The sequence below is a fragment of the Colwellia sp. BRX8-5 genome (genome assembly GCF_014077325.1).
Taxonomy (GTDB): domain Bacteria; phylum Pseudomonadota; class Gammaproteobacteria; order Enterobacterales; family Alteromonadaceae; genus Colwellia_A.
In genome coordinates this window covers 1-25,250 of sequence record NZ_JACGVR010000034.1, presented here as the reverse complement: position 1 = coordinate 25,250, position 25,250 = coordinate 1, and the positions used below count along the sequence as shown (strand labels likewise).

Here is a 25,250-nt window from a genome sequence, read left to right as displayed (position 1 = left end):
GAAAAATATGATTCACTCAGTCGACAAAGAAGATTTACTTATTGGCATTAGTGCTTGTTTGCTTGGCGAGAAAGTTCGCTTTGATGCCAGTAACAAACCTTCGACTTTTTGTATAAAAGAATTTAGTAATCACGTAACGTATAAATCTTTTTGTCCTGAAGTCGCAATAGGTCTACCTATTCCAAGGCCGACAATTCGTTTAATAAAAAAGGACGATGTCATTCATGTATCTCGTCCTGATGGCAGTGGTGATGTTACACAAGCACTTCAGCTTTACGGTGAAAAAGTCGCCAAAGCTACTAAAGATTTAAGTGGGTATATTTTTTGTGCTAAAAGTCCAAGTTGTGGTATGGAAAGGGTTAAAGTTTACAATCCAGGCGGTCACGCGTTACCATCTGACGGCATAGGTGCGTTTGCTAAAGTTATTATGGAAGCTAACCCACTACTGCCTTGTGAAGAAAATGGCCGCTTAAATGATATGGTGCTTCGTGAAAACTTTGTCGCTCGTGTATTTGCTTACAAGCATTGGCAAAATCTCATTGCTACAGGGCTTACTAAACACAAATTAACAACATTTCACAGCAAATATAAGTACACAGTAATGAGTCATGATTTAATTGCTTACAAAGATTTAGGTCGATTGTTAGCGAGAGCGGATATGCCGCTTGCTGATATGGCTGACGAATATATTTTAGGGCTAATGACTGCACTAAAAATAAAAGCGACTCGTAAAAAACACGCAAATACTCTTGCCCATATTCAAGGATATTTTTCACAGCATCTCAAAGCTAATGAACGACAAGAGCTTTGTGATCAGATAGATGCTTATCGTGAAGGACTTGTGCCATTAGTTGTTCCTTTAACGTTAATCAAGCATTACCTATTACAGTACCCTAAAGATTATTTAACAAATCAATCTTATTTAGCACCTTATCCTGATGCACTAAGGTTAAGATATTCATATTAATGCTTTTCAAATTAATTAAGTCATCGGCTTTACAGAATAGAGTATCAGTCAAAGGCAAGATGTTTATTTTATAAAATGTTGTACTATTTATAAAATAAAGCATCAGTCATTGGCTGTTTACCATTAGCAATGATTATAAAATTTGTTAAACGGGCAAAATTACTTTCAGTCAATGATAAAGGAATAAAATTTGTTACTTTGGTTTCGCAATGATCTTAGAAGTCATGATAATCCCGCATTACAGTATTTTTTAAAAAACAATCAAGATAATGCTCCCCTTAAAGCCGTTTTTTTCATCTCTGAACAACAATGGCACCAGCATGATTGGTCTGCTATAAAGATTGATTTTATAAAACGCCATGCCATAGCACTTCGCGAAGAGCTTCTGTCAGTTGGTATTGAGTTAGAATTAGTTGACGCCGCTACTTTTGAAGATCAGGTTTCATACTTACAAGCGCGTTGTGAAAAAGAAAATATCAATGAGATTGTTGCCAACAGTGAAGTCGAATTTAATGAACAAAAACGTGATAAAGCTATTGTTGCACTGGGTATAAAGCTCAGTTTATTTGAAGCTGATGTTATTGTGCCTAAGGGAAAAGTTCTTAATTTATCTAACCAGATGTATAAGGTTTTTACTCCTTTTAAACGTGCCTGGTTGACTTATGTTAAGCAACATAGCTTTGATTATCTAGGTAAAATAGAAACTAGTACCGCTAAAGTATCATCAGCAGATACTCTTTCTGATGCAAGTATATCTTCTGGTTGGCCACTGGTTGGTGACATTGAAAAACATGTACTTCCTACTTTCTTTAATGAAAAAATATCTGATTATCACGATCAAAGAGATATCCCTTCCATTAAGGGCACCTCGGGGTTGTCACCTTATTTAGCTGCTGGTGTCATTAGTCCCAGGTATATATTAAGAACTTTAATTAACGCCTACCCAGACATATTAATCGCTTCAGATAGTCAAGAATTTTCATGGTTAAATGAAATCATATGGCGTGAATTTTATAGAAATTTAATGTTTCATGAACAAAGGCTTTCTAAACACCAGTGCTTTAATGAGAAGTACCAAGGCGTTAATTGGCATTATGATAAAGGTTTGTTTGATGCTTGGTGTCAGGGTAAAACAGGATATCCGCTAGTAGATGCCGCCATGAGACAACTCAATCAAACGGGTTGGATGCATAATCGACTTCGTATGGTTGTCGCAAGTTTCTTGACTAAGCATCTATTAATCGACTGGCGTCTTGGTGAAAAGTATTTTATGAGTCAGCTAATCGATGGTGATTTAGCCTCTAATAATGGTGGCTGGCAATGGGCAGCAAGTACCGGTTGTGATGCACAGCCATACTTTAGAATTTTCAACCCGATAAGACAAAGTGAACGTTTTGATCCAAAAGGCATTTTCATCCGTAAGTATTTACCAGAGTTGGGAAGTGTTCCAGATAAAAATATTCACTTTCCGCATTTGTTTATAGAAAAAAACAAAAAAAATATTTACTGGCCACCAGTTGTTGACCATAAAGAAGCTAGGTTAAAAGCTCTCGCTTTCTATAAGGTATAACTGGCTTACTTATAATTTTAGCTAATCAAACTTTCTATGATTAGCTAATGCCATTACGGTAACAGCAATGCAAAATAATGCCCCACAGGATACATCTACCACTTCGCCGTTTTGGTTAAATAATTTTGTTAACGTTTATCAAACTCTTTCTACCGACAATCTAGATCTTCTGTCAAAGATTTATCATCGTGATGTTATTTTTATTGACCCCATCCATGAGCTTAAAGGCTTTGATAATTTATTTGAATATTTTCAAAATTTATATCAAAATCTATCGACTTGTGATTTTGTTATTACTAATATTATTGCTGAAAAAGATCAAGCTGCTATTTATTGGACGATGTCATATCAACACCCCAAGTTGAATAAAGGTAAACTTATCACTGTAATAGGCCACTCCCATATTAAAGGTTATGAAGATAAAGTCATTTACCACCGAGATTACTTAGATCTTGGCTCAATGCTTTATGAACAATTACCTGTTTTAGGTAAGCTAATAAAATTAATTAAGCAAAAGGCGGCAAAGTAATGGCAATTCGTACTGTTTTAATCACAGGCGCCACTTCAGGTATTGGCCACGCTTTATATGAAAAATATTTAGCGCAAGGTGACAATGTTATTGCTTGTGGACGTGATAAAAGTAAATTAGATAAGCTGTGCAGTAAGGCTTTTAAAACATTGGTATTCGATATGACCAAACCTGCCCAGATAGAGTCTGCTGCTGTTGATATCAAAGAAATCGATATCATGATATTAAATGCAGGCGACTGCCGTTACATCGACGATGCTAAGCATTTCGACGGCAAACTATTTAGTGATATTATTGCAACAAATTTATCATCATTAGGTGCTCTTTTAGAATTTTTCTTGCCGCTCACTAACAAAGGTGGGCAGGTGGTATTTGTTAGTTCTAGTGCAACAATCGTCCCTTTTCCAAGAAGTGAAGCATATGGTGCCTCAAAAGCAGGTATGGATTATTTAGCGAATAGTTTACGACTTGATCTGGTGGCTGAAAATATTGGTGTAACATTGGTACATCCTGGGTTTATCAAGACGCCTTTAACAGAAAAAAACACCTTCGATATGCCGTTTCTATTATCTAGTGAAGAAGCCGCTACACGAATTTTTAAAGGTGTTAACCGCCGAGCTAATTATTTGCACTTTCCAAAAAGGCTTACGTTGACCTTAAAGTTATTCTCTTTTTTACCTGCATCTCTTTGGCAATCAATTATTTTAAGGAAATAAAAAGCATGAAGCACATTGCTATTATTGGCTCTGGTATCTCTGGTTTAACCGCGGCTTATTTACTCTCAAAAAAGCACCAAGTAACTGTCTTTGAAAAAAATGACAAAATCGGTGGTCATACCGCCACAGTAGACGTTGAAATCGCCGATGAAACTTTTGCCATAGATACAGGTTTTATTGTTTTTAACAATAAAACTTACCCTAATTACTTGGCTTTATTGTCAGAGATTGGTATTGGTAAACAAGCTACTGAGATGAGTTTTTCTGTTCACAACTGTCAAACAGGACTGGAATACAATGGCCATAACTTAGATACTTTATTTGCGCAAAGAAGAAATATATTTAATCCAAAGTTCTGGTTTCTTGTTAAAGAAATATTACGCTTCAATAAACTTTGTAAAAGTATTTATCAGCACAATGATTATCAGGAAGGGTTAACATTAGGTAAATTTTTAACTGATAATAATTTCAGCGCATTTTTTGCTGAGCATTATATTTTACCCATGGCTGCTGCTATTTGGTCAAGTTCATTAGCGCAAATGGAAGATGTTGAATTTAAGTTTTTTGTACAATTTTTCCATAACCATGGTTTACTTAATATCGCTGACAGGCCTCAATGGTACGTTATACCAAAAGGCTCTAGAAGTTACTTAACGCCATTATGTGCGCCATTTAAAGATAATATAATACTTAATGCTGATATTTCAGGGATTACGCGTAGCAACGACAAAGTTCACTTGCACTTTAACGAGCGCGCTAGTGAGACCTTTGATGAAGTTGTTATTGCCTGTCATTCAGATGAAGCCCTTGCCTTGTTAAATGATGCAACTGATAATGAAAATAGCATCCTATCTGCTATGCCTTACAGTGCCAATTCTGTGATTTTACATACCGATAAAACACTTTTACCTGATCGCGAGAAAGCGTGGGCAAGTTGGAATTACCAGCTCAGTCAAGATCGCTCTAAGGCAGCAAGTGTTACTTACAATATGAATATTTTGCAAGGCATAGAAAGTCAGCATACCTTTTGTGTGACATTAAACCAGAAAGAAGATATTGATCCGAAAAAAATATTAAGAGAATTTACCTATCACCATCCTATTTTTTCTGCTGATTCAATCACCGCTCAAAAAAGCAGATCACTCATTTGTGGTGTCGATCATACGCACTTTGCCGGAGCTTACTGGCATAATGGCTTTCATGAAGATGGTGTTAGAAGTGCTGTAGAAGTGGCTAATAAATTTGAATGTTATATAGCACCTACTGTTAAAGGCTAAAAATGTCTGAATTATTCAACAAAAGCAATATTTATCAAGGTAATATAATTCACCGTCGCTTTAGTCCTAAGGCGCATAGTTTTGATTACTCTTTGTATATGCTCGCGATAGACGTTGATGATGTAGAAAATAATAGTAACAGTATGGGGATTTTTGGTTTTTCGTGGTTTCATCCTTTACGCTTTGTTGAAAAAGATTATGTAAAGGGTGAACTATCCTCTCTTAAGGACCGTATAAAACAGAAAGTTGTTCTATTAGATGGGCACAATGAGATAGCTAAAATTGTCATGCTGGTACAAGTTAGATGTTTTGGTATATATTTTAGCCCAGCTAATTTTTATTTTTGTTATAACGAAAAAAATGAATGTACTCAAATGTTAGCAGAGGTTAGCAATACCCCTTGGAATGAAAGACATTTTTATCTAGTTAATTTACTCAATAAAAAAACAGCTAATACCAGTAAAAAAGAGTTTCAGGTTTCACCCTTTATGGATATGGCAATGACATATTTTTGGCATGTAAAGCCACCGTCATCTGAACACGATAAGCTACTGGTTAAAATTGAAAACAAAACAATTAATGAAGAGACAGGCGAAGTAAGTAAATTATTCGATGCCAGTCTTGTTATGAAAAAGAAGCCATTTACTAAGAAAAGTTTGTTGGCAATCTGGTGTCAACTTCCTTTAATGACAGTAAAAGTTGTTTGGGGCATCTACTGGCAAGCAGTAAGGTTGTTCGTTAAGCGGATACCCTTTATTGGCTATCAAAAATCAAATTAATATATAGATTGTAAAATAAGATGAAGGAGTACCAAATGGAACAAATTGAAGGTGTTAGAACTTTGCAGACAGCGAATTGGATAGATAAGCGTTGTCGTGACATGGTTCATTCTGTCTTTTCGAAGTTATCATATGGCCAATTAGAAGTTGTGGAAGGAACAGAGCATAACATTTTCCCTGAAGCACCAGGAAGCTCGCCGCTCAAAGGAAAGATCAATATACATGATATAAGTGTTTACCGTGATTTTGTTAAAGGTGGCAGTATCGGTGTATCCGAAGCCTTTATCGAAGGAAAATGGAGCAGTCCTAATCTTACTAATGTCATTAGAATTTTTGCTAAAGCACAACAAGAAACTGATAGCCTTGAGTCAAAAAAGTCATGGTTAAACAAGTTTAAGAACAGTATAACTCATTGGCAGAATAGAAATACTCAATTAGGTTCAAAGAAAAATATTCTTGCTCATTATGACCTTGGTAACGAATTATATACGCGTTTTCTTGACCCAGAAATGATGTATTCGTCTGCAATTTATCCGAGCAAAAATGCCACATTAGACGAAGCTCAACTCCATAAACTTGAAACGATTTGTCAGCGTTTATCTTTATGTGAGAGTGATCATTTACTAGAAATTGGAACAGGTTGGGGCGGTTTAGCTATATATGCAGCACAAAATTATGGCTGTAAAGTAACGACAACAACTATTTCTGACGCACAATTTAGTTATGCCCAGTCGCGTATTGAAAAGTTAGGATTACAAGATAAGATCACTTTACTCAAACAAGACTATCGCGATTTAACAGGGTCATTTGATAAAGTCGTTTCAATTGAGATGATTGAAGCCGTTGGCTATGAATTTTTACCTAGCTTCTTTAAACAATGTAATGATTTATTGAAAAATGGCGGTAAATTACTCATACAGTCTATCACTATCGCCGACCAACGTTTTGATTACTATAGAAGTAACGTAGACTTTATTCAGCGTTATATTTTTCCAGGTGGTTTTTTACCTTCGGTAAATGTACTCTCAGATAATATTACCAAACATAGTAGTCTTGTTGTTGAACAGCTTGATGATATTGGTCTAGATTATGCGCAAACACTAGCACATTGGCGTGAAAAGTTTTTAGTTTCTTGGTCTGATCTTACTCAATTTGGTTATGATGAGACATTTAAACGTCTATGGTTATATTACTTTGCTTACTGTGAAGGCGCATTTTTAGAGCGTTCCACTAGTGCTGTTCATATAGTTGCGCGTAAATAATAAAGTGTTGCAGGCTTGCCTTATTTCTTAATCTTAATTGAATGGATTAAGTAAAGTGCGGACAGCTTAATTAATAAGTAACCTATTAAACAAAATAGGCAATAATGCCTATTTTGTTGTTATAACATGCCCCAACCAGTCAAATATTAACCGTAATTTCAATATTTATCCTCACATCAACAGCTATATCGTAATACAAAGGTGTAACGGTGCCAATATTACTGTAAATTAGCCTATTGCTTTTACTTTATTGAATCCTTATGACACCAATTCGCTTGACCCAATACTCACACGGCGCCGGTTGTGGCTGCAAGATCTCCCCATCGGTACTTGATGTAATGCTTAAATCTTCACTGGTATTGCCTGAACACAAAGAACTATTGGTGGGTAATAGCACTAAAGATGATGCAGCCGTTTTTGATATAGGCAATGGCCAAGGCGTTATTTCAACTACCGATTTCTTTATGCCGATAGTTGATGATCCCACTGATTTTGGTAAAATCGCAGCGTGTAATGCCATCAGTGATATTTATGCTATGGGTGGTAAGCCGATAATGGCAATTGCTATTTTAGGTTGGCCAGTCAATATTTTAGCGCCTGAAATTGCCCAACAAGTACTTGATGGCGCTAGAGCTATTTGTGCTGAAGCTGGGATCCCTTTAGCGGGTGGACATTCTATTGATGCACCTGAGCCTATTTTTGGATTAGCCGTTACCGGTTTAATCAATAATGAGCAAATAAAACGTAATAATACCGCAGGTGTTGGCGATCTATTGTATCTCACTAAACCGTTAGGTATTGGCATTATGACTACCGCTGAAAAGCAAGGTAAATTATTAGCTGAACATGCACACCTAGCGCCACAAGAAATGAAAGCTTTAAACATAATCGGTCAAAAATTTGCAGCTCTAGAAACTGTTACGGCAATGACAGATGTCACCGGTTTCGCACTTTTAGGACATCTTTTAGAAATGTGTCAGGGTAGCAATGTTGCTGCTATTGTCGATTTTAAGCAAATACCTTGTATTGACTTTGTTAATGATTACATTGACCAAGGTTGTATACCGGGTGGCTGTGAACGTAACTTTACCAGTTATGGGGAACATGTTGGCCCGTTAACCCCTAAACAAAAAACACTTTTATGTGATCCGCAAACTAGCGGTGGTTTACTGGTTGCTGTTCAGCCATCAGGTAAGCTAGCCTTTGAAGCTTTATGCCGAGAAAATGGTCTGAATCTTCAACCTATTGGTGAACTAGTGGCTGCAACTTCGCCTACAGTGAGTTTATTGTAATGATTATAAACACCGCTGCCACAGAGCGACTAGACAGCAGCGATTTTCGCACTATTATTCGCAATAAAATTCCTTTGATGGATGTTCGCGCTCCTATTGAATTTGAAAAAGGCGCTTTTAACCAATCTGTTAACTTTCCGCTAATGAATAATGATGAACGAGCGGAGGTAGGGCTCTGCTACAAAAAAAAGGGACAAGCGGCCGCCATTAACCTTGGCAATGAACTTGTTTGTGGACAAAGTAAAGATAATCGCTTGGCACAATGGCAAAGTTTTGTTCAGCAAAACCCGCAAGGCTATTTATATTGTTTTCGTGGCGGTTTACGCTCTCAAACGGTACAGCGTTGGCTAAAAGAATCAGGTATTAATTATCCTTTGCTTATCGGGGGTTACAAAGCACTTCGTCAATTTTTACTCAACGAGCTAGAGCAACTTGCTCTACATCCATTAACTATCTTAGCTGGTAATACCGGCAGTGGTAAAACGCCTTTTCTTGCTCATTGTAGCAATAGTCTTGATTTAGAGGGGGTTGCAGGTCATCGCGGCTCAAGTTTTGGTGGTTTTGTTACCGCACAACCCAACCAGATAGACTTTGAAAATAAATTGGCTGAATTATACATTACCGGTAATTATAGTTTAGATAAACCGTTGATCTTAGAGGATGAAGGGCGATTAATTGGTAGCGTACATTTACCTGAAAGTTTGCGACAAGCAATGACATTAGCGCCAATTGTGGTCATTGAAGAAAGTTTGGACTACCGTCTTGAACATATATTCCAAGAATATATTATAAAGATGACTGCGCAATATCAAACAGCGTATGGCGTAGAGCAAGGTTTTATCGCCTTTAGTGAATATTTAGCACACGGCTTATTTAAAGTACGTAAACGTTTAGGTACAGAAAGATATGCACAACTACAGATACTTCAAACTAAGGCATTCACTGAACAGCAAAAGGGTCTAACGCACTATCATTTAGATTGGTTAAAGCCATTACTTGAAGAATACTATGATCCTATGTATCAATATCAGTTAGGTCTCAAGTCCGAAAGGGTGATCTTTCGAGGTAACAATGCCCAATGTTTAGCCTTTCTAGAGGGTAAGTAACACACCAAACTAGATCAATAATTTCTACAGCCGCAATGAATGATACTAATAACAAATGCTTCGTATTGAGCGTTCTACATTACAGTCATATTGCGGCATATTCCCTCCCTTAAACGAGCAATTCACCTTAAAGTACGATCACTGAAGATATTTGTTAACAGTGGATTGATGTAAGACCCAGCGAAAATTCAAGTACTCTGACGTTAAATTTTTAAAATTTCATTAAAAACAGCCAATTAATCTATCGCTATTTATTAGCCGTGATTAAAAAATAGCGGTTTATTTACACTCGCTCATCAATTTATAACCTAAAATATAGTTCGTATACTAACTATTATTATAAGTTTTAAAGTATATTTATACCCATATATGTAGCTTATTATATTGATTTAAAATGATTTTATAGACTTACCTTCACTCTAGAACGATAACAGTAACTTGATAATTTCATTCAGAACCGTTAGAATTATAATTAATTGAACGTTCAATTAAAAATAATATTCGAGAAGTCAGTGCCTAAAATTGGAATGAAGCCCTTACGTAAACAACAGTTAATTGATGCTACCTTAGATTCCGTCGCACAATTTGGTTTACAAAACACCACAATAATAACGATCAGTCGGATCGCTGGCTTATCGTCAGGTATTATTAGTCATTACTTTGGTGGCAAGCAGCAATTAGTAGAAGCAACCGTTAAACACTTGCTTGAACAATTGAAGTTAGCGCTACTCGAACGTGTTAGAGGTCAACATCTTGAGCCAGCCGATCGACTTATGATGATTATTGAGGCTAATTTCACTCAATTGCAACGTTCTAAACCCGCAACAAAAACTTGGCTTAGTTTCTGGGCGCAATCAATGCATGAACCAGGATTGGCAAGGCTACAAAATATAAACAGCAAGCGCTTGCACAGCAATCTACTTTTTTCTTTTCGTCAATTATTAAATGACGATTTAGCACTCATCGCCACTAAGCAGGCAGCAGCTATGATAGATGGTTTTTGGTTACGTAGTGCATTAAGCCCAAGTCCTGAAGAAGAGTTCAGGCAAGCCGAGCAATTTTGTAAAAAATTTATAGTCGATCTGCTTAAGCAGTATGGAGAAATATCTTGTCATTAGTATGTTATAAAAACTTTATCGATGGTGCCTACATGGCAAATGATAGCGGCGAAACATTTGAAGTAATTAACCCAGCAACAGGGAAAGTTATCTACAAAGTTGAAGTTGCTGACGAAAAAATTAAACAGCAGGCAATTGCAAGCGCGCAACGTGGATTTGCTACTTGGTCTGCAATGAGCGCAATTGAGCGAAGTCGTATTTTACTTAAAGCGGTTGCCTTATTACGTGAACGTAACGATGAGTTGGCTAAAGTAGAAGTACTTGATACAGGTAAGCCATGGCAAGAAGCCTCAGTAGTCGATGTAGCATCAGGTGCAGACTCGATTGAATTCTTTGCTGGGTTAGCGCCAGGTGTTGAAGGTAATCAACAGTCGGTAGATGGCGATTTTTATTACACGCGTCGCGAGCCATTAGGCATTTGCGCAGGTATCGGTGCTTGGAATTACCCACTACAGATAGCTTGTTGGAAAGCAGCACCAGCGCTTGCCTGTGGTAATTCAATGATTTTTAAACCTTCAGAAGAAACACCTTTAGGCGCTTTAAAACTTGCAGAGATATTTACAGAAGCAGGTATTCCTAATGGCGTATTTAATGTTGTTCAAGGGGCCGGTGAGGTAGGTGCGTGGTTGTCTCATCATACAGAAATTGCCAAAGTGTCTTTTACCGGAGAAGTCGGTACCGGTAAAAAAGTGATGGCAGCAGCCGCTACTACACTTAAAGATGTCACCATGGAGCTTGGTGGTAAGTCGCCATTAATTATTTTTGATGATGCTGATGTCGATAATGCGGTTTCTGCAGCGATGTTAGGTAATTTTTATACTCAAGGCGAAGTTTGTACCAATGGTACACGCGTATTCGTTCAAAAATCTATTTATCCCGTTTTTATTGAAAAGTTACTTCAGCGCACTAGCCAAAATATAATTGCCGGTGACCCTATGGTAGAAGAGACTAACTTTGGTGCACTGATTTCTTTAAAGCATTTAAATCTAGTGATGAAATACATCAAGCTTGGCGTTAGTGAAGGGGCAACCTTATTACATGGCGGGAAAACCCTTCAGCCAGACAATGCACCGGGTGGTTATTTTGTCGCTCCTACTATTTTTACCGACTGTACTGATCAAATGACTATTTGCCGCGAAGAAATTTTTGGGCCAGTGATGTCTGTATTAACATTTGATGACGAAGACGAGGTAATAAAACGCGCAAACTCGACTGACTTTGGTTTAGCCGCAGGTGTGTTTACACAAGATATTACTCGTGCTCACCGAGTGACCCATCAAATGGAAGCAGGAATTTGTTGGATAAATAGTTTTGGTGCTTCTCCGGCTCAAATGCCTGTTGGCGGTTATAAGCAATCTGGCGTTGGCCGTGAAAATGGTCTGGTAACACTCGATTATTACACGCAAATAAAAGCGGTGTATGTTGGGTTACAGCCATTAGACAGCCCGTTTTAATAAAGTTAAAGCTTAGTTAGCGTCCTTAAGCCTTGAATAGTTGCCAAAATTAAATGTTGGCAACCAAAGTAATAAAGTTGAGTGTTAAATGAACAGTGATAATTATGATTACATTATAGTCGGTGCCGGCTCTGCTGGTTGTGTATTAGCGAACCGTCTAAGTGAAGACAGCAACAGTAAAGTCTTGTTACTTGAGACTGGCGGCAGTGACAAAAGCATTTTTATTCAAATGCCTACCGCCTTATCTATTCCGATGAATACCAAGAAATATGCATGGCAGTTTGAAACAGAGCCAGAGCCTAATCTTGATGGCCGACGTATGCATTGCCCTCGTGGTAAAGTATTAGGCGGCTCATCTTCAATCAACGGCATGGTGTATGTTCGTGGACACGCGCGTGATTTTGATGAATGGCAGGAAAACGGCGCCCAAAACTGGGATTACGCTCATTGTTTACCGTATTTCAAAAAAGCAGAAACATGGGCATTTGCCGGTGATGAATATCGTGGAAAAAATGGACCACTGGGCGTTAATAATGGCAACCAGATGAAAAACCCATTATATAAGGCCTTTGTTGATGCAGGTGTTGAGGCCGGATATAGTGCAACCAGTGACTATAATGGTACTCAGCAAGAAGGCTTTGGACCAATGCACATGACGGTAAAAAAAGGGGTGCGCAGTTCAACCGCTAACGCCTATTTACGACCAGCAATGGCACGTGCAAATTTAACCGTGATAACTCATGCTTTAGTACATAAAGTATTACTTAATGGCAAAAAAGCAGTTGGCGTACGTTACGAACGCAACGGAAAAACAGTTGACGTTGCTGCTAATAAAGATGTTGTTTTATCAGCAGGTCCTGTTGGCTCGCCCCACATACTGCAACTATCAGGTATTGGTCCTAAAGCTGTCCTTGAGGATGCCGGTATTGAATTGATACATGATTTACCTGGCGTTGGCGAAAACTTGCAAGATCATCTTGAGTTCTACTTCCAATTTAAATGTAAGCAGCCGATCACCTTAAATGGCAAGTTAGATTGGTGGAGTAAATTGCAGATTGGTGTTCGTTGGATCCTAACAAAGAAAGGATTAGGCTCGACTAATCACTTTGAATCTTGTGGATTTATTCGCTCTAAACCAACCGCAGAATGGCCAGATATTCAATATCACTTTTTACCTGCAGCGATGCGTTATGACGGCAAAGAGGCCTTTGCAGGTCATGGTTTTCAGGTGCATGTTGGTCATAATAAACCAAAAAGTAGAGGTTTTATTAAGGCTTTGTCAAGTGATCCTAAAGCACACCCGCAAATACGCTTTAATTACCTTGAGCACGAAGAAGACCGCGAAGGTTTTCGTGCCTGTGTTCGCCTAACCCGAGACATTATCAATCAAAGCGCATTAGATAAATATCGAGGTGAAGAAATACAGCCAGGCATTGGTATCCAAAGTGATGACGAAATTGACACTTTTGTTCGTCAATTTGTTGAAAGTGCTTACCATCCGTCATGTTCATGCAAAATGGGCACAGATGAATTGTCGGTTGTAGATCCCCAAACCCGAGTACATGGTATTGAAGGGTTAAGGGTTGTTGATTCGTCAATATTTCCAACTATTCCTAACGGTAATTTAAATGCACCAACCATAATGGTCGCTGAACGTGCCGCCGACATTATTCGTGGCCGAGAAGTTTTATCGCCATCAAACGCCCCTGTCAGCTTAGTGCAAAATTAATAGCAATTGCGCACTAAAGCCAAATCTAAAAATTAACTAACGTTAATCGTCAGTACGCGGTTAGATCTTAATTTTCGCCATCAAGATATTTTCATGATGGCGACAATTGAAATCTTCAGCTTAAATTTGCCGTGTACTTTTATAAACCTCAAAGAGGAGTACTACTTGTTTATATTAATTAATACCTTACTCAGGAGACAACTATGACTACATGGTTATCAGCTGGGCTGATATTTACCTTCACCGCCATCGCCTTTGTATTATATCGGTGGGGCAATATTCGCTGTGTCGGTGTAACACCGGTTAAAACATTTACCTTTATTGCTATATTGTTTACCTCTGGGCTAGATGTTGGCTTGATCATGTTTCCGTTAACCGAATTTGCCGGATATGCTGATTTAGCAACCAACCCCGAATATGGATTTACTAACCCGTTGGCCATAGAGTTTGGCTACTGGGCATTTCTTATCTGGGGATTTTACTTTCTAACTTGTTTCTATTTTTGTGTGATTGAACCTCGTGTACGTTTTTTTGAAATTCCACTGGTTAAACTGGTAAATAACGTAGTTATTATTGGTACCTGTGCTTTTACCGCCTATTTATTATTAACCAATTTACCTTGGTATATGCCTGAACTTGGCGATGGTGAATCTATTGTTAGTAGCTTCTATTTGATTGTATTTTTAGTCATAGCTGCAGCGGTTTATTCAAGTACTAATATTCGTTACGTAAAAATATTAAGTTTGGCAACTACTTGGTTATTTTTGGCATTGATTGGTCTAATGTGGGGTGGGGCTTTTCTTTCAGAAACCTCAAGTATTGGTGAGTTTGCCAACACTATCGCGATGATTGGCGGTTACTTTGGTAATATCCACGAATTTGCTTTGCCTCTTAATGATTACCATGAATTTTACCTTTATTGGTGGTTTGCTTGGAGCATTATGATTGGCCAGTTTACTTCTCGGTTTGTTGGAGGTCTTCGTACTTATCAAGTATTGGCAGCGATGTTGGTTTTTCCTTCTATTCCAATCGCCATATGGTTCTCAGTACTGTATTACTACAGTGCAAATGGGCTAGAGACCGCTGGTTTCTATAATATCGCGATGGCATTTGTTGGCATAACCTTCGTTATTAACTCACTTGATTCATTGATCCGTCTCTATACTGATAATTTGAACTTGAGTGTTGCAAGGCTGGGCAGAGTGAAATATTTCTTCGGCAACTTAATTGCTCTTAGTTTACTTACCCTGTTATTTAAATTAGATTTCTTGCAAATCCAATGGGTTGGCGCTGTCGTTATTGGACTCTTTTTTACTTGCTTTGGTTATATCCTGTTTAACAAGTTTAAAGCCGTTAGCGAAATTGAGCGTTCACCGAAAGAAAATAAAATTGATTTTACTAAAATCGAATTAGTCGAATAGCACCGACCATTTTGTATTTGAATACTAAATAAAAAGAGAAACTAAATGAATAAAAGTATTATAGCTATAGCCGCAAGTTGCCTATTAACATTATCTTCAACCGCACTAGCTGATGTGTCTGCAACAGTTAACATAGCCTCTGATTATACCTTTAACGGTGTTAGCCAAACAGGCAACGATCCAGCATTACAAGCGAGTTTGGATTATGCAGATGATAGCGGCTTTTATGCTGGAACTTGGGCGTCAAACGTTGACTTTGGTCGCTATGAAGACACTAGCATTGAGTGGGATGCCTATGTTGGTCAATATTTTCAACTTAACGAAAAAATAGGACTAGATGCAGGTATTGCTTACTATACGTACCACGGCGATAACGTGTCAGATACATACAACTATCCTGAAGCTTATGCAAAATTTGGCTACAGTTCATCGATGGGTAATAGTGAAGTAAACTTTTGGTATAGCTGGGATTATTTTGGTCTTGATGTTAATCATTATATTGCTATGGTTGCTCATACGTTTGAAGTTAAACCGGGTCATAATATCAAGGTAAGTTTTGATCGTTCAATGTCAGCGAATAAAGATAAATGGTCGTGGAACGCCAAAGATGCTTACAACCATTATCGCGTTGAATATATGACCAATTGGAACGGCTTTGATGTTGATCTTGCTCTTGAAGATACAAATATGAACATTGATTTGGCTGATACCCGTGTAGTGTTATCTGTATCTCATACCTTCAGCTTATAATTGTATTGGATTAAATAACGTTTATTGTAGGTAGTTCAACGAGCTATCGACTTATTATCTAAGCCTCAGTGGTTATCACTGAGGCTTTTTTTAGTGTTATGGATAAACAGCAACGGTAGTTTTTAGGCTTGGTTATACCCGGTCACCATGACTTTATTAGCTAATTTACCCCTTTAAAAGACGAATACCTGACTAATTAAAAGATTTACTCTTCCTGAAATTGCGCTATCCCTGTATTATCACCCGATAAAATTTACGTTAATTAATGTTTAAAACATTCAGTGATATAAAGAGCGATCATGACTAAACCACATAAGCCCCAAAGCAATGCTATGCTTAAAAGAGCCCACGAAAATATGCCGTTAGGGGTTGCAGACAGCTACCGTTATTGGGGTGAAGAAAACACCGTATTTTTAAGCAGCATGAAAGGCTGTACCATCACCGATTGTGATCAACAAACGTTTGTTGATTTTCGTTTAGCCTATGGCCCAATTATTCTCGGCTATCGTGACGAACGCGTAGACAATGAAGTGATTAACGCGATCACTAGCGTTGGCACCATTTCGGGTTTCTCTACCGGTCTTGATTCTGATGTGGTTGAATTGGTGAAGTCACTTTGCCCTAATATCGATAAAATGCGCTTTGCTAATTCAGGTACCGAAGCGGTTATTGGCGCAGTGCGCACCGCTCGTGGATTTACAAAACGTAATAAAATAGTCGTGGTTGAAGGTGGCTTTCATGGACTGCATGATGAAGTGATGTGGAAATCTGATGTAGATAACTGGGAAATCACTGATGAAAACGCGCCTGAAATTATACCTTTTGGCGCAGGTATCCCACAAAGTACGCGTGAACATCAAGTAAGTGTACCGCTTAACGATTTTAAAGCTATCGATACTGTTTTCGCTGAACATGGTCATGATATTGCGGCTATATTGATTGAACCTATCATGGGTAACTGTGGCTCGATTGCCTCAACGCAAGCCTATATGCAAAAGTTGCGTGACACTTGTGATACCAATGGTTCTTTGCTAATTATGGACGAAGTCAAAACGGGTTTTCGTGTTGCCAAGGGCGGAGCACAAGCCTTATATGGTATCTATGCTGATTTAACCACGTATGCAAAAGCTATGGGCAACGGTTACCCGATTGCTGCTTTTGGTGGTAAAGCTAATGTTATGGATGCTATATCATTTGCAAAAGACGGGGTAACTCACGGCGGCACTTATACCGCTAATATGGTGGCACTGAGCGCAGCTAAAGCGACATTAACCGTGCTTAAAGAAACCGATGCACTTGAAACGATTGCGACAGTAGGTCAAAAAATTCAAGCGTTACTCTCAAGAGTATTTACAAAATTTGATATTGAACATTGTTTTGCAGGACCCGATGCAATGTTTGGCGTACATTTTGGTAGTGAAGTACCACAAAATTATCGTGATTGGAAAAAAACGAACAGTGATCTTTATACGCAATTCGCGCTTAACTTAATCGACAATGGCGTGATGTTAGAGCCGGATTCACGTGAACCTTGGTTTATTTGTGAAGCCCACCAAACTGTCGATCTTAAGTGGTTAGAGCAAGTTGCTGAGCAATCAATGAGCGCCGCGATTAACGCGCAGTAACTAGAAGTTTTTTTTCAATTTGTAGACCTAACTTATTATTTAGGTAGCCTAGTAGTAAAAATTTATCGCTATTGATCCGACGTCAATTAGCGATAAATGGACTAAATTTTCATTGCTTAATGCCATGTTAAGCAGTGAAACCTAAAATGGATGTTAATCCTCAATGTTATGCTTTTTATAAAGTGACTTAATAAGTAACAACTATATCAATAACTTAAAGGTAACGCGTTACTTTTGGTTGTGCGTATTTATATTGGCTTAGCCATGGAGTGGTTAAATATCTAACGATGTTAGTTAAAGCACAAGCACTTTAAAAACATATACGGCTAAGGTACAAAAGCCCTGACTACTAATCAATAGATTCAAAGGATATGAGTAATACTATGAGCATAAAATTCAGCCCACTTTCTAAATATGACGTTAATTATAGAAATGTTATTGAGCTTTATAAAGAGGCTTTTACGACAGTAAGGCGTGTTCCTTCTTGGTTGCTTCGCTTCATATTGAGAAAAGGGAAGGACGGCTTTAGCGTTCTTTATGAAAATAACAACTGGATTGGTTTAATCTATCTTACCGAGTATAAAGATACTGTTTTTGTTCATTTCTTTGCTATAGCAGAGGATCAGCGTTCGTCTGGTTATGGGAGTAAGGTATTAGACGCATTGAAAGAGAAGCATGAAAACAGAGTTGTATTAAATATTGAAGAACTTCAAGTACAACAACAAAACTATCCACAACGAGTTAAACGAAAAGCATTCTATTTAAACAATGGCTTTAGTTCTTCTGGTTACCTAGTTAAAGAGCCAGGGGAGGTACTTGAAATGCTAATACATGGTGGCAGTATCTCCAAAGAAGAGATAGAAGCGATCTATAAAAATCTCTTTGGGGGTATTTTGGGTTCACTTTACCGACCTAAAATAATACCCATTAATGAATAATGTCAACCGTGTATCAAAACAGTCAGTCTCAATGAGGCTAAAATGGCTAGATTAAAAAAGTAACATCGAGAAATACAGCAAGAGAACTGCACTTTTGGTGAGTACCTTTTCTTTGCAGCGGCAATTATAGGTTTACTGTTACTGTTGCGTTTTTCACAGCCACTTATTAAACCTATACATAACAAACCTACTAATAAGTAGCATTCATTAATTGTAGCGCTTGACTCCATCTCATTGCATTTTACTAATGAGCGGGTTATTGCTGTTATTATGCAATTAAGATTTCAGTCTCCAACAATAAGATAGATAAAATGACAAGTAGAAAAATACATAGATTCATAGGTTTAATCCTCATATTACCAATGTTTGGTTGGACAATTACCGGTGTCATATTTTTTATAAAACCCGGCTACAAAGGGGCTTATGAACAATTATCATTAAAAACTTATCCCCTAGAAACACAGTTATTAGTTGATCCACAAGAAAATTGGAGTGAAGTTAAACTCATCAAAACTGTTTTAGGTCATCATTTATTAGTTAAATCGCAAGGAAAAACGGAACATTTAGACCCTATTACGCTTCAAGTTAAAGGGTTGCCAACTAAGTTAGAATATAAACGCCTTATTGATGATGCGCTTTCAGAAAACAAAGAACGTTATGGCGACATTATTTCTATTGATGGAACAAATGCAAAAACTAGCACAGGTGTTGAAATAAATCTTGATTGGGTAAGCTTAAGGTTAAGCCAGAAGGGCGATGATACTAAGTTAATCAACAGACTTTATAAAATTCATTACCTTCAATGGACGCCATTTAAAAATGTAAATTTAGTTTTTGGCGTTTTAGGTTTATTACTATTAGCAACCCTAACCACCTTTGGTATCAGGCTTTACATTAAAAATAGAGAGTAATTGCTTAGTGGAGGTATCGGTATTAACCGATACCATACCCGGTGTTCGCACCAAACCTAGATAGGGATATAAACACTTATTAAATAAAAGGGCGTTAGGCATAGCTTATCTAATGGCAGTTTATCCTGCTGTTTATTTTTACATCAGTAAATAATTATGCTTAATTTCAATCATCATATATATTTAATAGGGGTATAACTAAGAAAGGGCACCTAAGTGACTAATAGTGAACAACAATTAGAGTTTATACGTTTATTATCATTAGATTCAGAAACTAATTTCACCAATACAGAGCATTTTTCTTTCGCGATGAAAAAGCTGTCAATGCTCTTGAACAGTCCATTCTTTATTTTTACCGTAGTTTACAAAGATATTCAAAATAAAAAGTCACATTACAATAGTTACTGTTTGAACACGCAAAATAATGAGCTAAGTGAAGAGCGTGTCGTTGTTAATGTAAATCAAAGCGAATTACCCGACACCATTTGTTTGTTAAATCGTCAATTACAAGAAATAAAACAAAGTAAAAGCCAAGTCACTGTTAGTTTCTTAAACAAAACAGGTTTTAGCGATTCTCAAGACGATAATTGCTTTGTGTTACCCTTTAGTGTGGATGATGAGCTTATAGGTGTAATTAGCTATCAAGCGAATACGCCTAATACCGTGATTAAAACATCTAGCCCGCTCTATCAATTCATTCATTATGTTTTTTCTGCCGACCATACAAATAGGCAAAAAGGTACACAAATCAACACGCTTCAAACCGTATTGAACCTAATGCCACAGCGTGTTTTTTGGAAAAATAGAGAATCTGTTTATTTAGGAAGTAACAAAGCTTTTTCAAATGATGCCCATCTTAATTCGCCTTCTGACATTGTTGGAGTGACTGATTTTGATATCTTCCCTGAACAAGCAGAGCTGTATAGGTCAGATGACGCTCATACAATGACCTCAAGAGAGCATTTAATCGCTTCAGAAGAACCTCAAACCCATGCTAATGGAAAAACCATCTGGTTACGCACCTCTAAACGACCGATTATTAATGAGTTTAATGAAGTTATTGGTATCGTTGGTACTTACGATGACATTTCTGAATTAAAAAATATGCAGGTCGAGTTAAGTAAAGCTCGAGATGAATTAGAAGAAAAAGTTGAAGAGCGTACGAAAGAACTAAGTCAAACTTACAAAAAATTAGCCGTAGCATTTGAATCATTAAAGTCAACACAAGACCAGCTTGTTGAGTCTGAAAAAATGGCGGCCTTAGGTAATTTAGTTGCCGGTGTTGCCCATGAGATTAATACGCCTCTTGGTATTGCTGTAACGGGGGCTAGTAATTTAGAACATAGCGCGCAACTGATTAAAAAAGCTGTGGAAAGTGGAAAAATTAGAAGAACAGCGTTTGTTAATCAATGTAACAGCTTGATTGGTAGTAGCGATATAATTTTACGTAATTTAGAGCGGGCCTCTGAATTGGTAAGGAATTTTCAGAGGATAGCCGTTGACCAATCAAATGATGAAAAGCGTACAATAAATTTCTTTAAATATTTAAATGATATTATTTCGACATTGTCGTCTCTAGTTAGTGAAAAGAATATAAAAATATTTTTATCAGGAGATGAAACCTTACCCCTTTTAACATCACCAGGTACGATTGCACAAATAGTAACTATTTTGATTGATAACGCCTTAACTCATGCATTTAAAGGAATAATTAATGGTCAAATAAAAATCAGTTTTAAAGTACAAAATGAAATGCTAATGCTTACGGTGCAAGATAATGGTTGTGGTATTGAAGTGGGAAAGATAGAAAAGGTGTTTGAACCTTTTTATACAACGCAACGGCAAAAAGGTTCTGGTCTAGGGCTAAGTATCCTCTATAACCTAGTCACTCAAATTTTGAACGGTAAAGTTACCTGTTTTAGTACGGTTGATGAATCTACACAATTTGTTATCGCATTACCCTTAGATTAAGAAACATCTTATATAAACTAAGTGCTGGGGTAATGTATGCTTTGATTTTTCGAGTAGTTTATATGAAAAATCAAAATGACTTATTTGAGTTAAGCTCCATACTAACGGTTAAGCCATCCCAAGCGTAAACATATAAGCAATACGAACATGTAAAAGCTAATGTTTTTTTGTTACCCTTTAAGCCGATGTCATAGAATTTCAAACAATAAATAGTTAAATGTTTGTGTTCTATATTTTTAACCAATAATTATTTGCCTGTTGAACAGGTATTAATCGCACAGGAGTTTTGATGAAGTATTTTGCATATGGTTCAAACATGTCTCTTATAAGACTTCAACAAAGGGTGCCAAGTGCCCAAAAAATTGACACAGTAAGTCTTAAAAATCATCAGTTGCGTTTTAATATGAGTGGCAAAGATGGATCAGGTAAATGCGACTCTTTTTATACGAATAATAGTGATGACATGGTCGTAGGCGCTCTTTTTGAGATAGATGAAAATGAGAAACCCATTTTAGATAGAGCCGAAAGTTTAGGGTCTGGGTATAATGAAAAAACAGTATCTGTAATAAATGAACAGGGAAAAACGTTCGAAGCACTAATTTATTGCGCAATTAAAATAGACCCTTCATTAAAACCATATACATGGTACCTAAATCACGTCATTGTTGGGGCAAAAGAAACAAAGCTATCTACGGATTATCTCGCTATTATCGAATCTGTTGTCTGTATAGAAGATCCAAATAAAGAGAGAGAAACAAAGGAACGGGCAATGTATAGTTCACACACTATTCAAAAAGACTGTGCCTGAGGAATTCAGAGATTTATAAAGGCATAAAATGGCATTTAAGCAAACAATAAGATTATTTGAGTTAGATTGGTTAATAGTCTTAAGTAAGCATTAAAAAGAGGTTAAAGCGTAACACCGTTCAGGACATGGGTTTGTGTAATATATAAAATCAAACTATATGTAAATCTGCAATCCATGTATACCTTGAGGAATTAGGTGAATATTGAAGTGTTTATATTTGATAATCCGTATTGGGTACATACATACCGCCGTTTTTAGCGTTTTTACCTTGTTTTTTTGACTGATATAAATAATTATCGGCACACTTTAAAAGATTATAGAAATTAAAGCCGCTGCTAATATCATGCAATGCAAATCCTGAAGAAACAGTTACTGAGATATTGTTTTTCTCAAAAATAATATCAAGCTTATCTATTGATGCATTTACACGTTCACTTAAATTACCTAACTCTGTTAAGGAAATATTTTCGCATAATAAAACGAACTCATCGCCTCCCCATCTAACGAGAACGTCACTGCTGCGCAATTGATTTGAAAGTGTCGTCGCTATAGCTTTTAAAACTTCATCACCTGCGGCGTGTCCATAGTTATCGTTAATCGGTTTTAAGTTATCACAATCTACCATTACTACACCGACAGACTCTTTGGTAGTGCTATCACGTCGTTCAAATCTAGACTTAAGCCCTGGTAAGTAATCATCTAAGTAATTTCTAACGTAGCAACCTGTTAAATTATCGCGCATTGAATAGCTGATTTTTTCTAGCATCATTTTATTTCTATTTTTCCAAAGTAATAGCATAACGAATGATAAAACACTTATTAGTATTATGATGAAGATAAAGAGTTGGTTATATTTTTCACTTTTTTGTATAGCTATTTGATTTAAAAGTTTTTCGTTTTCAAGAGATGCAAATTTTTTATCTATTGCTATATTTTTATCCATTTCATAGAGCATATCGACAAACGCTTTAGCTTGATTAGAGTTTTGAAATTCAACATAAGCCAAGAGATGAATCAAAGTGTTCTTGTCATCATTTAAACTCTTGTAAATTTTCGCTAGTAAATAGTTGAGTTCAGAAACCTCTGTTTTATGGCCTAATTCTATTGCTATTTTAAGTGACTCCTTTGCATGAGCTAACGCTAGAGTAAAATTTTTCTGGGTAAAATAAAATGAGGCAATACTTTGATTTGTTATTTGGCTAAGACGAACATCTTGATTATTAACCGCTAAAGAAAGTGATTGTAATAGCAATTCTTCAGCTTTGTTAGCTCTTGCCATTCTTGCGTAAGTTAATCCTTCTAGCCGCTCTAAATAACCAATGCTTTCATAAATAGACTTAGCTCTATTAATTAATTTGAGGATATCTTGATTATTGCTATCGGGTTGATTAATTTTAACACCTGATAAATAGAGTATGGTTAAATGTTCGAGCTTATTATCTCCCAGAGAGGCAGCTTTTTCCAAAGACTTATTAAGCCGTAACTCTGCTAAATCATATAATTGCAATTCAGCATAAATCAAACCTAAGTTAAGCAGTGCTCTAACTTCCATTTTTTTGCCATTATGCTCAACAGCGAAGGCATTTAGCTGATTAGTATACTCAATGGCTTTAGCATACTGACCTATCAGTAAGTATGCTCGACTTACTTTGTACAGAGCACTGTTGGTATACTTATTATAAGAAGTGTTATTAAATGCTTGAATAGCATCAGCTAAATATTCTTGCCCCTTAGCCTTATTGCCAGCGTTAATATTAAGGACAGCTAAATTTGCAAAAACAGCGGGTTTGAGAAATGTATAGTCTGAGTTGTTAATTTGTGTGAGCAAGGTGGAAATAAAAGCGTTATGTTGATCGCCTTGAAGGTGTATTAGGTTTTGTAATTTTAAATAGTTATTTATTACCTCATTATCATCGTGTTCACTTTCTGCAGAAGCCAAAAAGGGGAACAAAACAACCATAAATAATATTTTAAATATCCATCGATAAGCCAACATGATACCCGTAAAAAATTTTTTTTTAAGTTTAACATGGTTCTAAAAAAAACGGCATATAAAAAAGAAAGAGGACCAGTAGGCCTTAGATAAGACTCGACAATGATAAACGTTTCAATACTCTTGCAACAAAAAAAACTCTAGTTGTTAATCTTTATAGATTACCCGGTTTGTGATTATCAGAATAGCTGCATGCCAATGTTGAAGTATATTTGCATTACATCAACAAGCATAAGTAGGGGAAAGCAAACCACTTATTATCTTGTTTCTGATAAGAGTTAATATCATTTAATAATGGTATTTAATGAAAATATTTTTTACCGCAAGCGTTAGACAAAGTTATATATGCACATACTTTAAGATATTCTATATATTGTAGACATAAACAAAGGCTCTAAAAATAAGGCTTTTCATTATTTAATGTAGTTAAAGTTCAGCGAAGCACTTCAGCATCAAGTATTAACGCCTGAGTCAAGCCAGCAAAGATTTCTGGCCTTTATCTTGATGTTAGTAAGACAGCAATATTTAATGGCATTATTCGCGACGTAACATTACGGAGAGAATTTGAATAGTCGATGGCAAAAAGATATCTGTTAGATGCCGCCATTAAAAGTTGATAATTATTACAGTTAGAAAAATCGAAGTTACCCCACCTGATCACACACAAAATTTATAGCTTATTTACTATATTTTAAATAACAATTAATTTTACTGTTCTTTTATACAGTTAGTGGTGTTTTCCTTTCTTTTGCCGAAATACCGAAAGATTCGGTGTTGCACCTTTTGAAATGTTTAATAATAATAAAATGTTAATGTTTTTATTATGTTGTAAAGTATGATAATTGTAACTGTAAATAAACAAAGAATGCTAAGTGTGGTCTACTGCTTAGTTTTTCGGTCTAATAAGCTGTTAGCTATACAAGGATACACCGTCGTTATATGGACGCTTTGATCAATAATCTAAATAAACTAGCTCACGATTTACGTCTTGTCCCAAATGCAATCAAAGGTGCTAAATTATGGGCTGCTTCCGA

Annotated in this window: 20 protein-coding genes; 19 read left to right on the top strand and 1 reads right to left on the bottom strand. The window is 36.7% G+C overall.

What is annotated here, in order from left to right; translation table 11 throughout:
• Nucleotides 1-7 precede the first annotated feature (7 nt).
• The 19 genes from H4J62_RS16875 to H4J62_RS16785 all read left to right on the top strand — a co-directional run bounded on the left by H4J62_RS16875 (nucleotide 8) and on the right by H4J62_RS16785 (nucleotide 22,223).
• On the top strand, nucleotides 8-967 hold the full coding sequence (locus tag H4J62_RS16875) for a DUF523 and DUF1722 domain-containing protein (RefSeq protein WP_182217283.1): 960 nt from the start codon (nucleotides 8-10) through the stop codon (nucleotides 965-967).
• Between the two features lie 190 nt (nucleotides 968-1,157).
• Nucleotides 1,158-2,537 (top strand): deoxyribodipyrimidine photo-lyase, encoded by a 1,380-nt coding sequence (phrB, locus tag H4J62_RS16870; protein ID WP_182217281.1) that lies wholly within the window; start codon nucleotides 1,158-1,160, stop codon nucleotides 2,535-2,537.
• 67 nt (nucleotides 2,538-2,604) lie between these two features.
• Nucleotides 2,605-3,066, top strand: a complete 462-nt coding sequence (locus H4J62_RS16865) for a nuclear transport factor 2 family protein (protein ID WP_182217280.1) — start codon at nucleotides 2,605-2,607, stop codon at nucleotides 3,064-3,066.
• Nucleotides 3,066-3,782 (top strand): SDR family NAD(P)-dependent oxidoreductase, encoded by a 717-nt coding sequence (locus H4J62_RS16860; protein ID WP_182217278.1) that lies wholly within the window; start codon nucleotides 3,066-3,068, stop codon nucleotides 3,780-3,782. Before H4J62_RS16865 ends, H4J62_RS16860 begins: the two co-directional genes overlap by 1 nt.
• 5 nt (nucleotides 3,783-3,787) lie before the next feature.
• Complete coding sequence (locus tag H4J62_RS16855; protein WP_182217276.1) at nucleotides 3,788-5,059, top strand: NAD(P)/FAD-dependent oxidoreductase; 1,272 nt, start codon at nucleotides 3,788-3,790, stop codon at nucleotides 5,057-5,059.
• A 2-nt stretch (nucleotides 5,060-5,061) separates the two neighbouring features.
• On the top strand, nucleotides 5,062-5,838 hold the full coding sequence (locus H4J62_RS16850) for a DUF1365 domain-containing protein (protein ID WP_182217275.1): 777 nt from the start codon (nucleotides 5,062-5,064) through the stop codon (nucleotides 5,836-5,838).
• 35 nt (nucleotides 5,839-5,873) lie between these two features.
• Nucleotides 5,874-7,100: a cyclopropane-fatty-acyl-phospholipid synthase family protein gene (locus H4J62_RS16845; RefSeq protein ID WP_182217273.1), complete on the top strand. Its 1,227-nt coding sequence runs from the start codon at nucleotides 5,874-5,876 to the stop codon at nucleotides 7,098-7,100.
• A gap of 260 nt (nucleotides 7,101-7,360) precedes the next feature.
• A complete protein-coding gene (selD, locus tag H4J62_RS16840; RefSeq protein WP_182217272.1) occupies nucleotides 7,361-8,392 on the top strand; it encodes a selenide, water dikinase SelD in 1,032 nt (343 codons plus the stop codon).
• Nucleotides 8,392-9,498: a tRNA 2-selenouridine(34) synthase MnmH gene (mnmH, locus tag H4J62_RS16835; RefSeq protein WP_182217270.1), complete on the top strand. Its 1,107-nt coding sequence runs from the start codon at nucleotides 8,392-8,394 to the stop codon at nucleotides 9,496-9,498. The genes selD and mnmH overlap by 1 nt, the downstream gene beginning before the upstream one ends.
• Nucleotides 9,499-10,010: 512 nt before the next feature.
• Nucleotides 10,011-10,616 (top strand): transcriptional regulator BetI, encoded by a 606-nt coding sequence (gene betI, locus H4J62_RS16830; RefSeq protein WP_182217268.1) that lies wholly within the window; start codon nucleotides 10,011-10,013, stop codon nucleotides 10,614-10,616.
• Nucleotides 10,607-12,070, top strand: a complete 1,464-nt coding sequence (gene betB / locus H4J62_RS16825; RefSeq protein WP_182217266.1) for a betaine-aldehyde dehydrogenase — start codon at nucleotides 10,607-10,609, stop codon at nucleotides 12,068-12,070. The genes betI and betB overlap by 10 nt, the downstream gene beginning before the upstream one ends.
• 88 nt (nucleotides 12,071-12,158) lie before the next feature.
• The gene (gene betA, locus H4J62_RS16820; RefSeq protein WP_182217264.1) at nucleotides 12,159-13,799 is read left to right on the top strand and encodes a choline dehydrogenase; all 1,641 of its coding nucleotides are present in this window, start codon (nucleotides 12,159-12,161) and stop codon (nucleotides 13,797-13,799) included.
• A 203-nt stretch (nucleotides 13,800-14,002) separates the two neighbouring features.
• A complete protein-coding gene (locus H4J62_RS16815; protein WP_182217262.1) occupies nucleotides 14,003-15,220 on the top strand; it encodes a BCCT family transporter in 1,218 nt (405 codons plus the stop codon).
• A gap of 45 nt (nucleotides 15,221-15,265) precedes the next feature.
• Nucleotides 15,266-15,970: a TorF family putative porin gene (locus H4J62_RS16810; protein ID WP_182217260.1), complete on the top strand. Its 705-nt coding sequence runs from the start codon at nucleotides 15,266-15,268 to the stop codon at nucleotides 15,968-15,970.
• Between the two features lie 299 nt (nucleotides 15,971-16,269).
• Nucleotides 16,270-17,595, top strand: a complete 1,326-nt coding sequence (locus H4J62_RS16805; protein ID WP_182217258.1) for an aspartate aminotransferase family protein — start codon at nucleotides 16,270-16,272, stop codon at nucleotides 17,593-17,595.
• Nucleotides 17,596-17,978: 383 nt separating this feature from the next.
• The gene (locus tag H4J62_RS16800) at nucleotides 17,979-18,533 is read left to right on the top strand and encodes a GNAT family N-acetyltransferase (protein WP_182217256.1); all 555 of its coding nucleotides are present in this window, start codon (nucleotides 17,979-17,981) and stop codon (nucleotides 18,531-18,533) included.
• A 311-nt stretch (nucleotides 18,534-18,844) separates the two neighbouring features.
• Nucleotides 18,845-19,444 carry a hypothetical protein gene (locus tag H4J62_RS16795; protein ID WP_182217254.1) on the top strand — a complete coding sequence of 200 codons (600 nt, stop codon included), beginning with the start codon at nucleotides 18,845-18,847 and terminating at the stop codon, nucleotides 19,442-19,444.
• Between the two features lie 216 nt (nucleotides 19,445-19,660).
• A complete protein-coding gene (locus H4J62_RS16790; protein WP_182217252.1) occupies nucleotides 19,661-21,415 on the top strand; it encodes a sensor histidine kinase in 1,755 nt (584 codons plus the stop codon).
• A gap of 289 nt (nucleotides 21,416-21,704) precedes the next feature.
• On the top strand, nucleotides 21,705-22,223 hold the full coding sequence (locus H4J62_RS16785) for a gamma-glutamylcyclotransferase family protein (protein ID WP_182217251.1): 519 nt from the start codon (nucleotides 21,705-21,707) through the stop codon (nucleotides 22,221-22,223).
• A gap of 211 nt (nucleotides 22,224-22,434) precedes the next feature.
• Here the strand turns inward: H4J62_RS16785 and H4J62_RS16780 are convergent, their stop codons facing one another.
• Complete coding sequence (locus H4J62_RS16780; RefSeq protein ID WP_182217249.1) at nucleotides 22,435-23,775, bottom strand: GGDEF domain-containing protein; 1,341 nt, start codon at nucleotides 23,773-23,775, stop codon at nucleotides 22,435-22,437.
• Nucleotides 23,776-25,250: the final 1,475 nt, after the last annotated feature.

What these genes read in the sequence shown, in the direction of transcription:
- H4J62_RS16845 (WP_182217273.1), top strand. Translation starts at nt 5,874, where the DNA reads ATGGAACAAATTGAAGGTGTTAGAACTTTGCAGACAGCGAATTGGATA.
- selD (WP_182217272.1), top strand. Translation starts at nt 7,361, where the DNA reads ATGACACCAATTCGCTTGACCCAATACTCACACGGCGCCGGTTGTGGC.
- H4J62_RS16805 (WP_182217258.1), top strand. Translation starts at nt 16,270, where the DNA reads ATGACTAAACCACATAAGCCCCAAAGCAATGCTATGCTTAAAAGAGCC.
- H4J62_RS16855 (WP_182217276.1), top strand. Translation starts at nt 3,788, where the DNA reads ATGAAGCACATTGCTATTATTGGCTCTGGTATCTCTGGTTTAACCGCG.
- H4J62_RS16865 (WP_182217280.1), top strand. Translation starts at nt 2,605, where the DNA reads ATGCAAAATAATGCCCCACAGGATACATCTACCACTTCGCCGTTTTGG.
- H4J62_RS16860 (WP_182217278.1), top strand. Translation starts at nt 3,066, where the DNA reads ATGGCAATTCGTACTGTTTTAATCACAGGCGCCACTTCAGGTATTGGC.
- H4J62_RS16815 (WP_182217262.1), top strand. Translation starts at nt 14,003, where the DNA reads ATGACTACATGGTTATCAGCTGGGCTGATATTTACCTTCACCGCCATC.
- H4J62_RS16795 (WP_182217254.1), top strand. Translation starts at nt 18,845, where the DNA reads ATGACAAGTAGAAAAATACATAGATTCATAGGTTTAATCCTCATATTA.
- H4J62_RS16800 (WP_182217256.1), top strand. Translation starts at nt 17,979, where the DNA reads ATGAGCATAAAATTCAGCCCACTTTCTAAATATGACGTTAATTATAGA.
- betA (WP_182217264.1), top strand. Translation starts at nt 12,159, where the DNA reads ATGAACAGTGATAATTATGATTACATTATAGTCGGTGCCGGCTCTGCT.
- H4J62_RS16875 (WP_182217283.1), top strand. Translation starts at nt 8, where the DNA reads ATGATTCACTCAGTCGACAAAGAAGATTTACTTATTGGCATTAGTGCT.
- H4J62_RS16780 (WP_182217249.1), bottom strand. Translation starts at nt 23,775, where the DNA reads ATGGAAGTTAGAGCACTGCTTAACTTAGGTTTGATTTATGCTGAATTG.
- H4J62_RS16785 (WP_182217251.1), top strand. Translation starts at nt 21,705, where the DNA reads ATGAAGTATTTTGCATATGGTTCAAACATGTCTCTTATAAGACTTCAA.
- mnmH (WP_182217270.1), top strand. Translation starts at nt 8,392, where the DNA reads ATGATTATAAACACCGCTGCCACAGAGCGACTAGACAGCAGCGATTTT.
- H4J62_RS16810 (WP_182217260.1), top strand. Translation starts at nt 15,266, where the DNA reads ATGAATAAAAGTATTATAGCTATAGCCGCAAGTTGCCTATTAACATTA.
- H4J62_RS16850 (WP_182217275.1), top strand. Translation starts at nt 5,062, where the DNA reads ATGTCTGAATTATTCAACAAAAGCAATATTTATCAAGGTAATATAATT.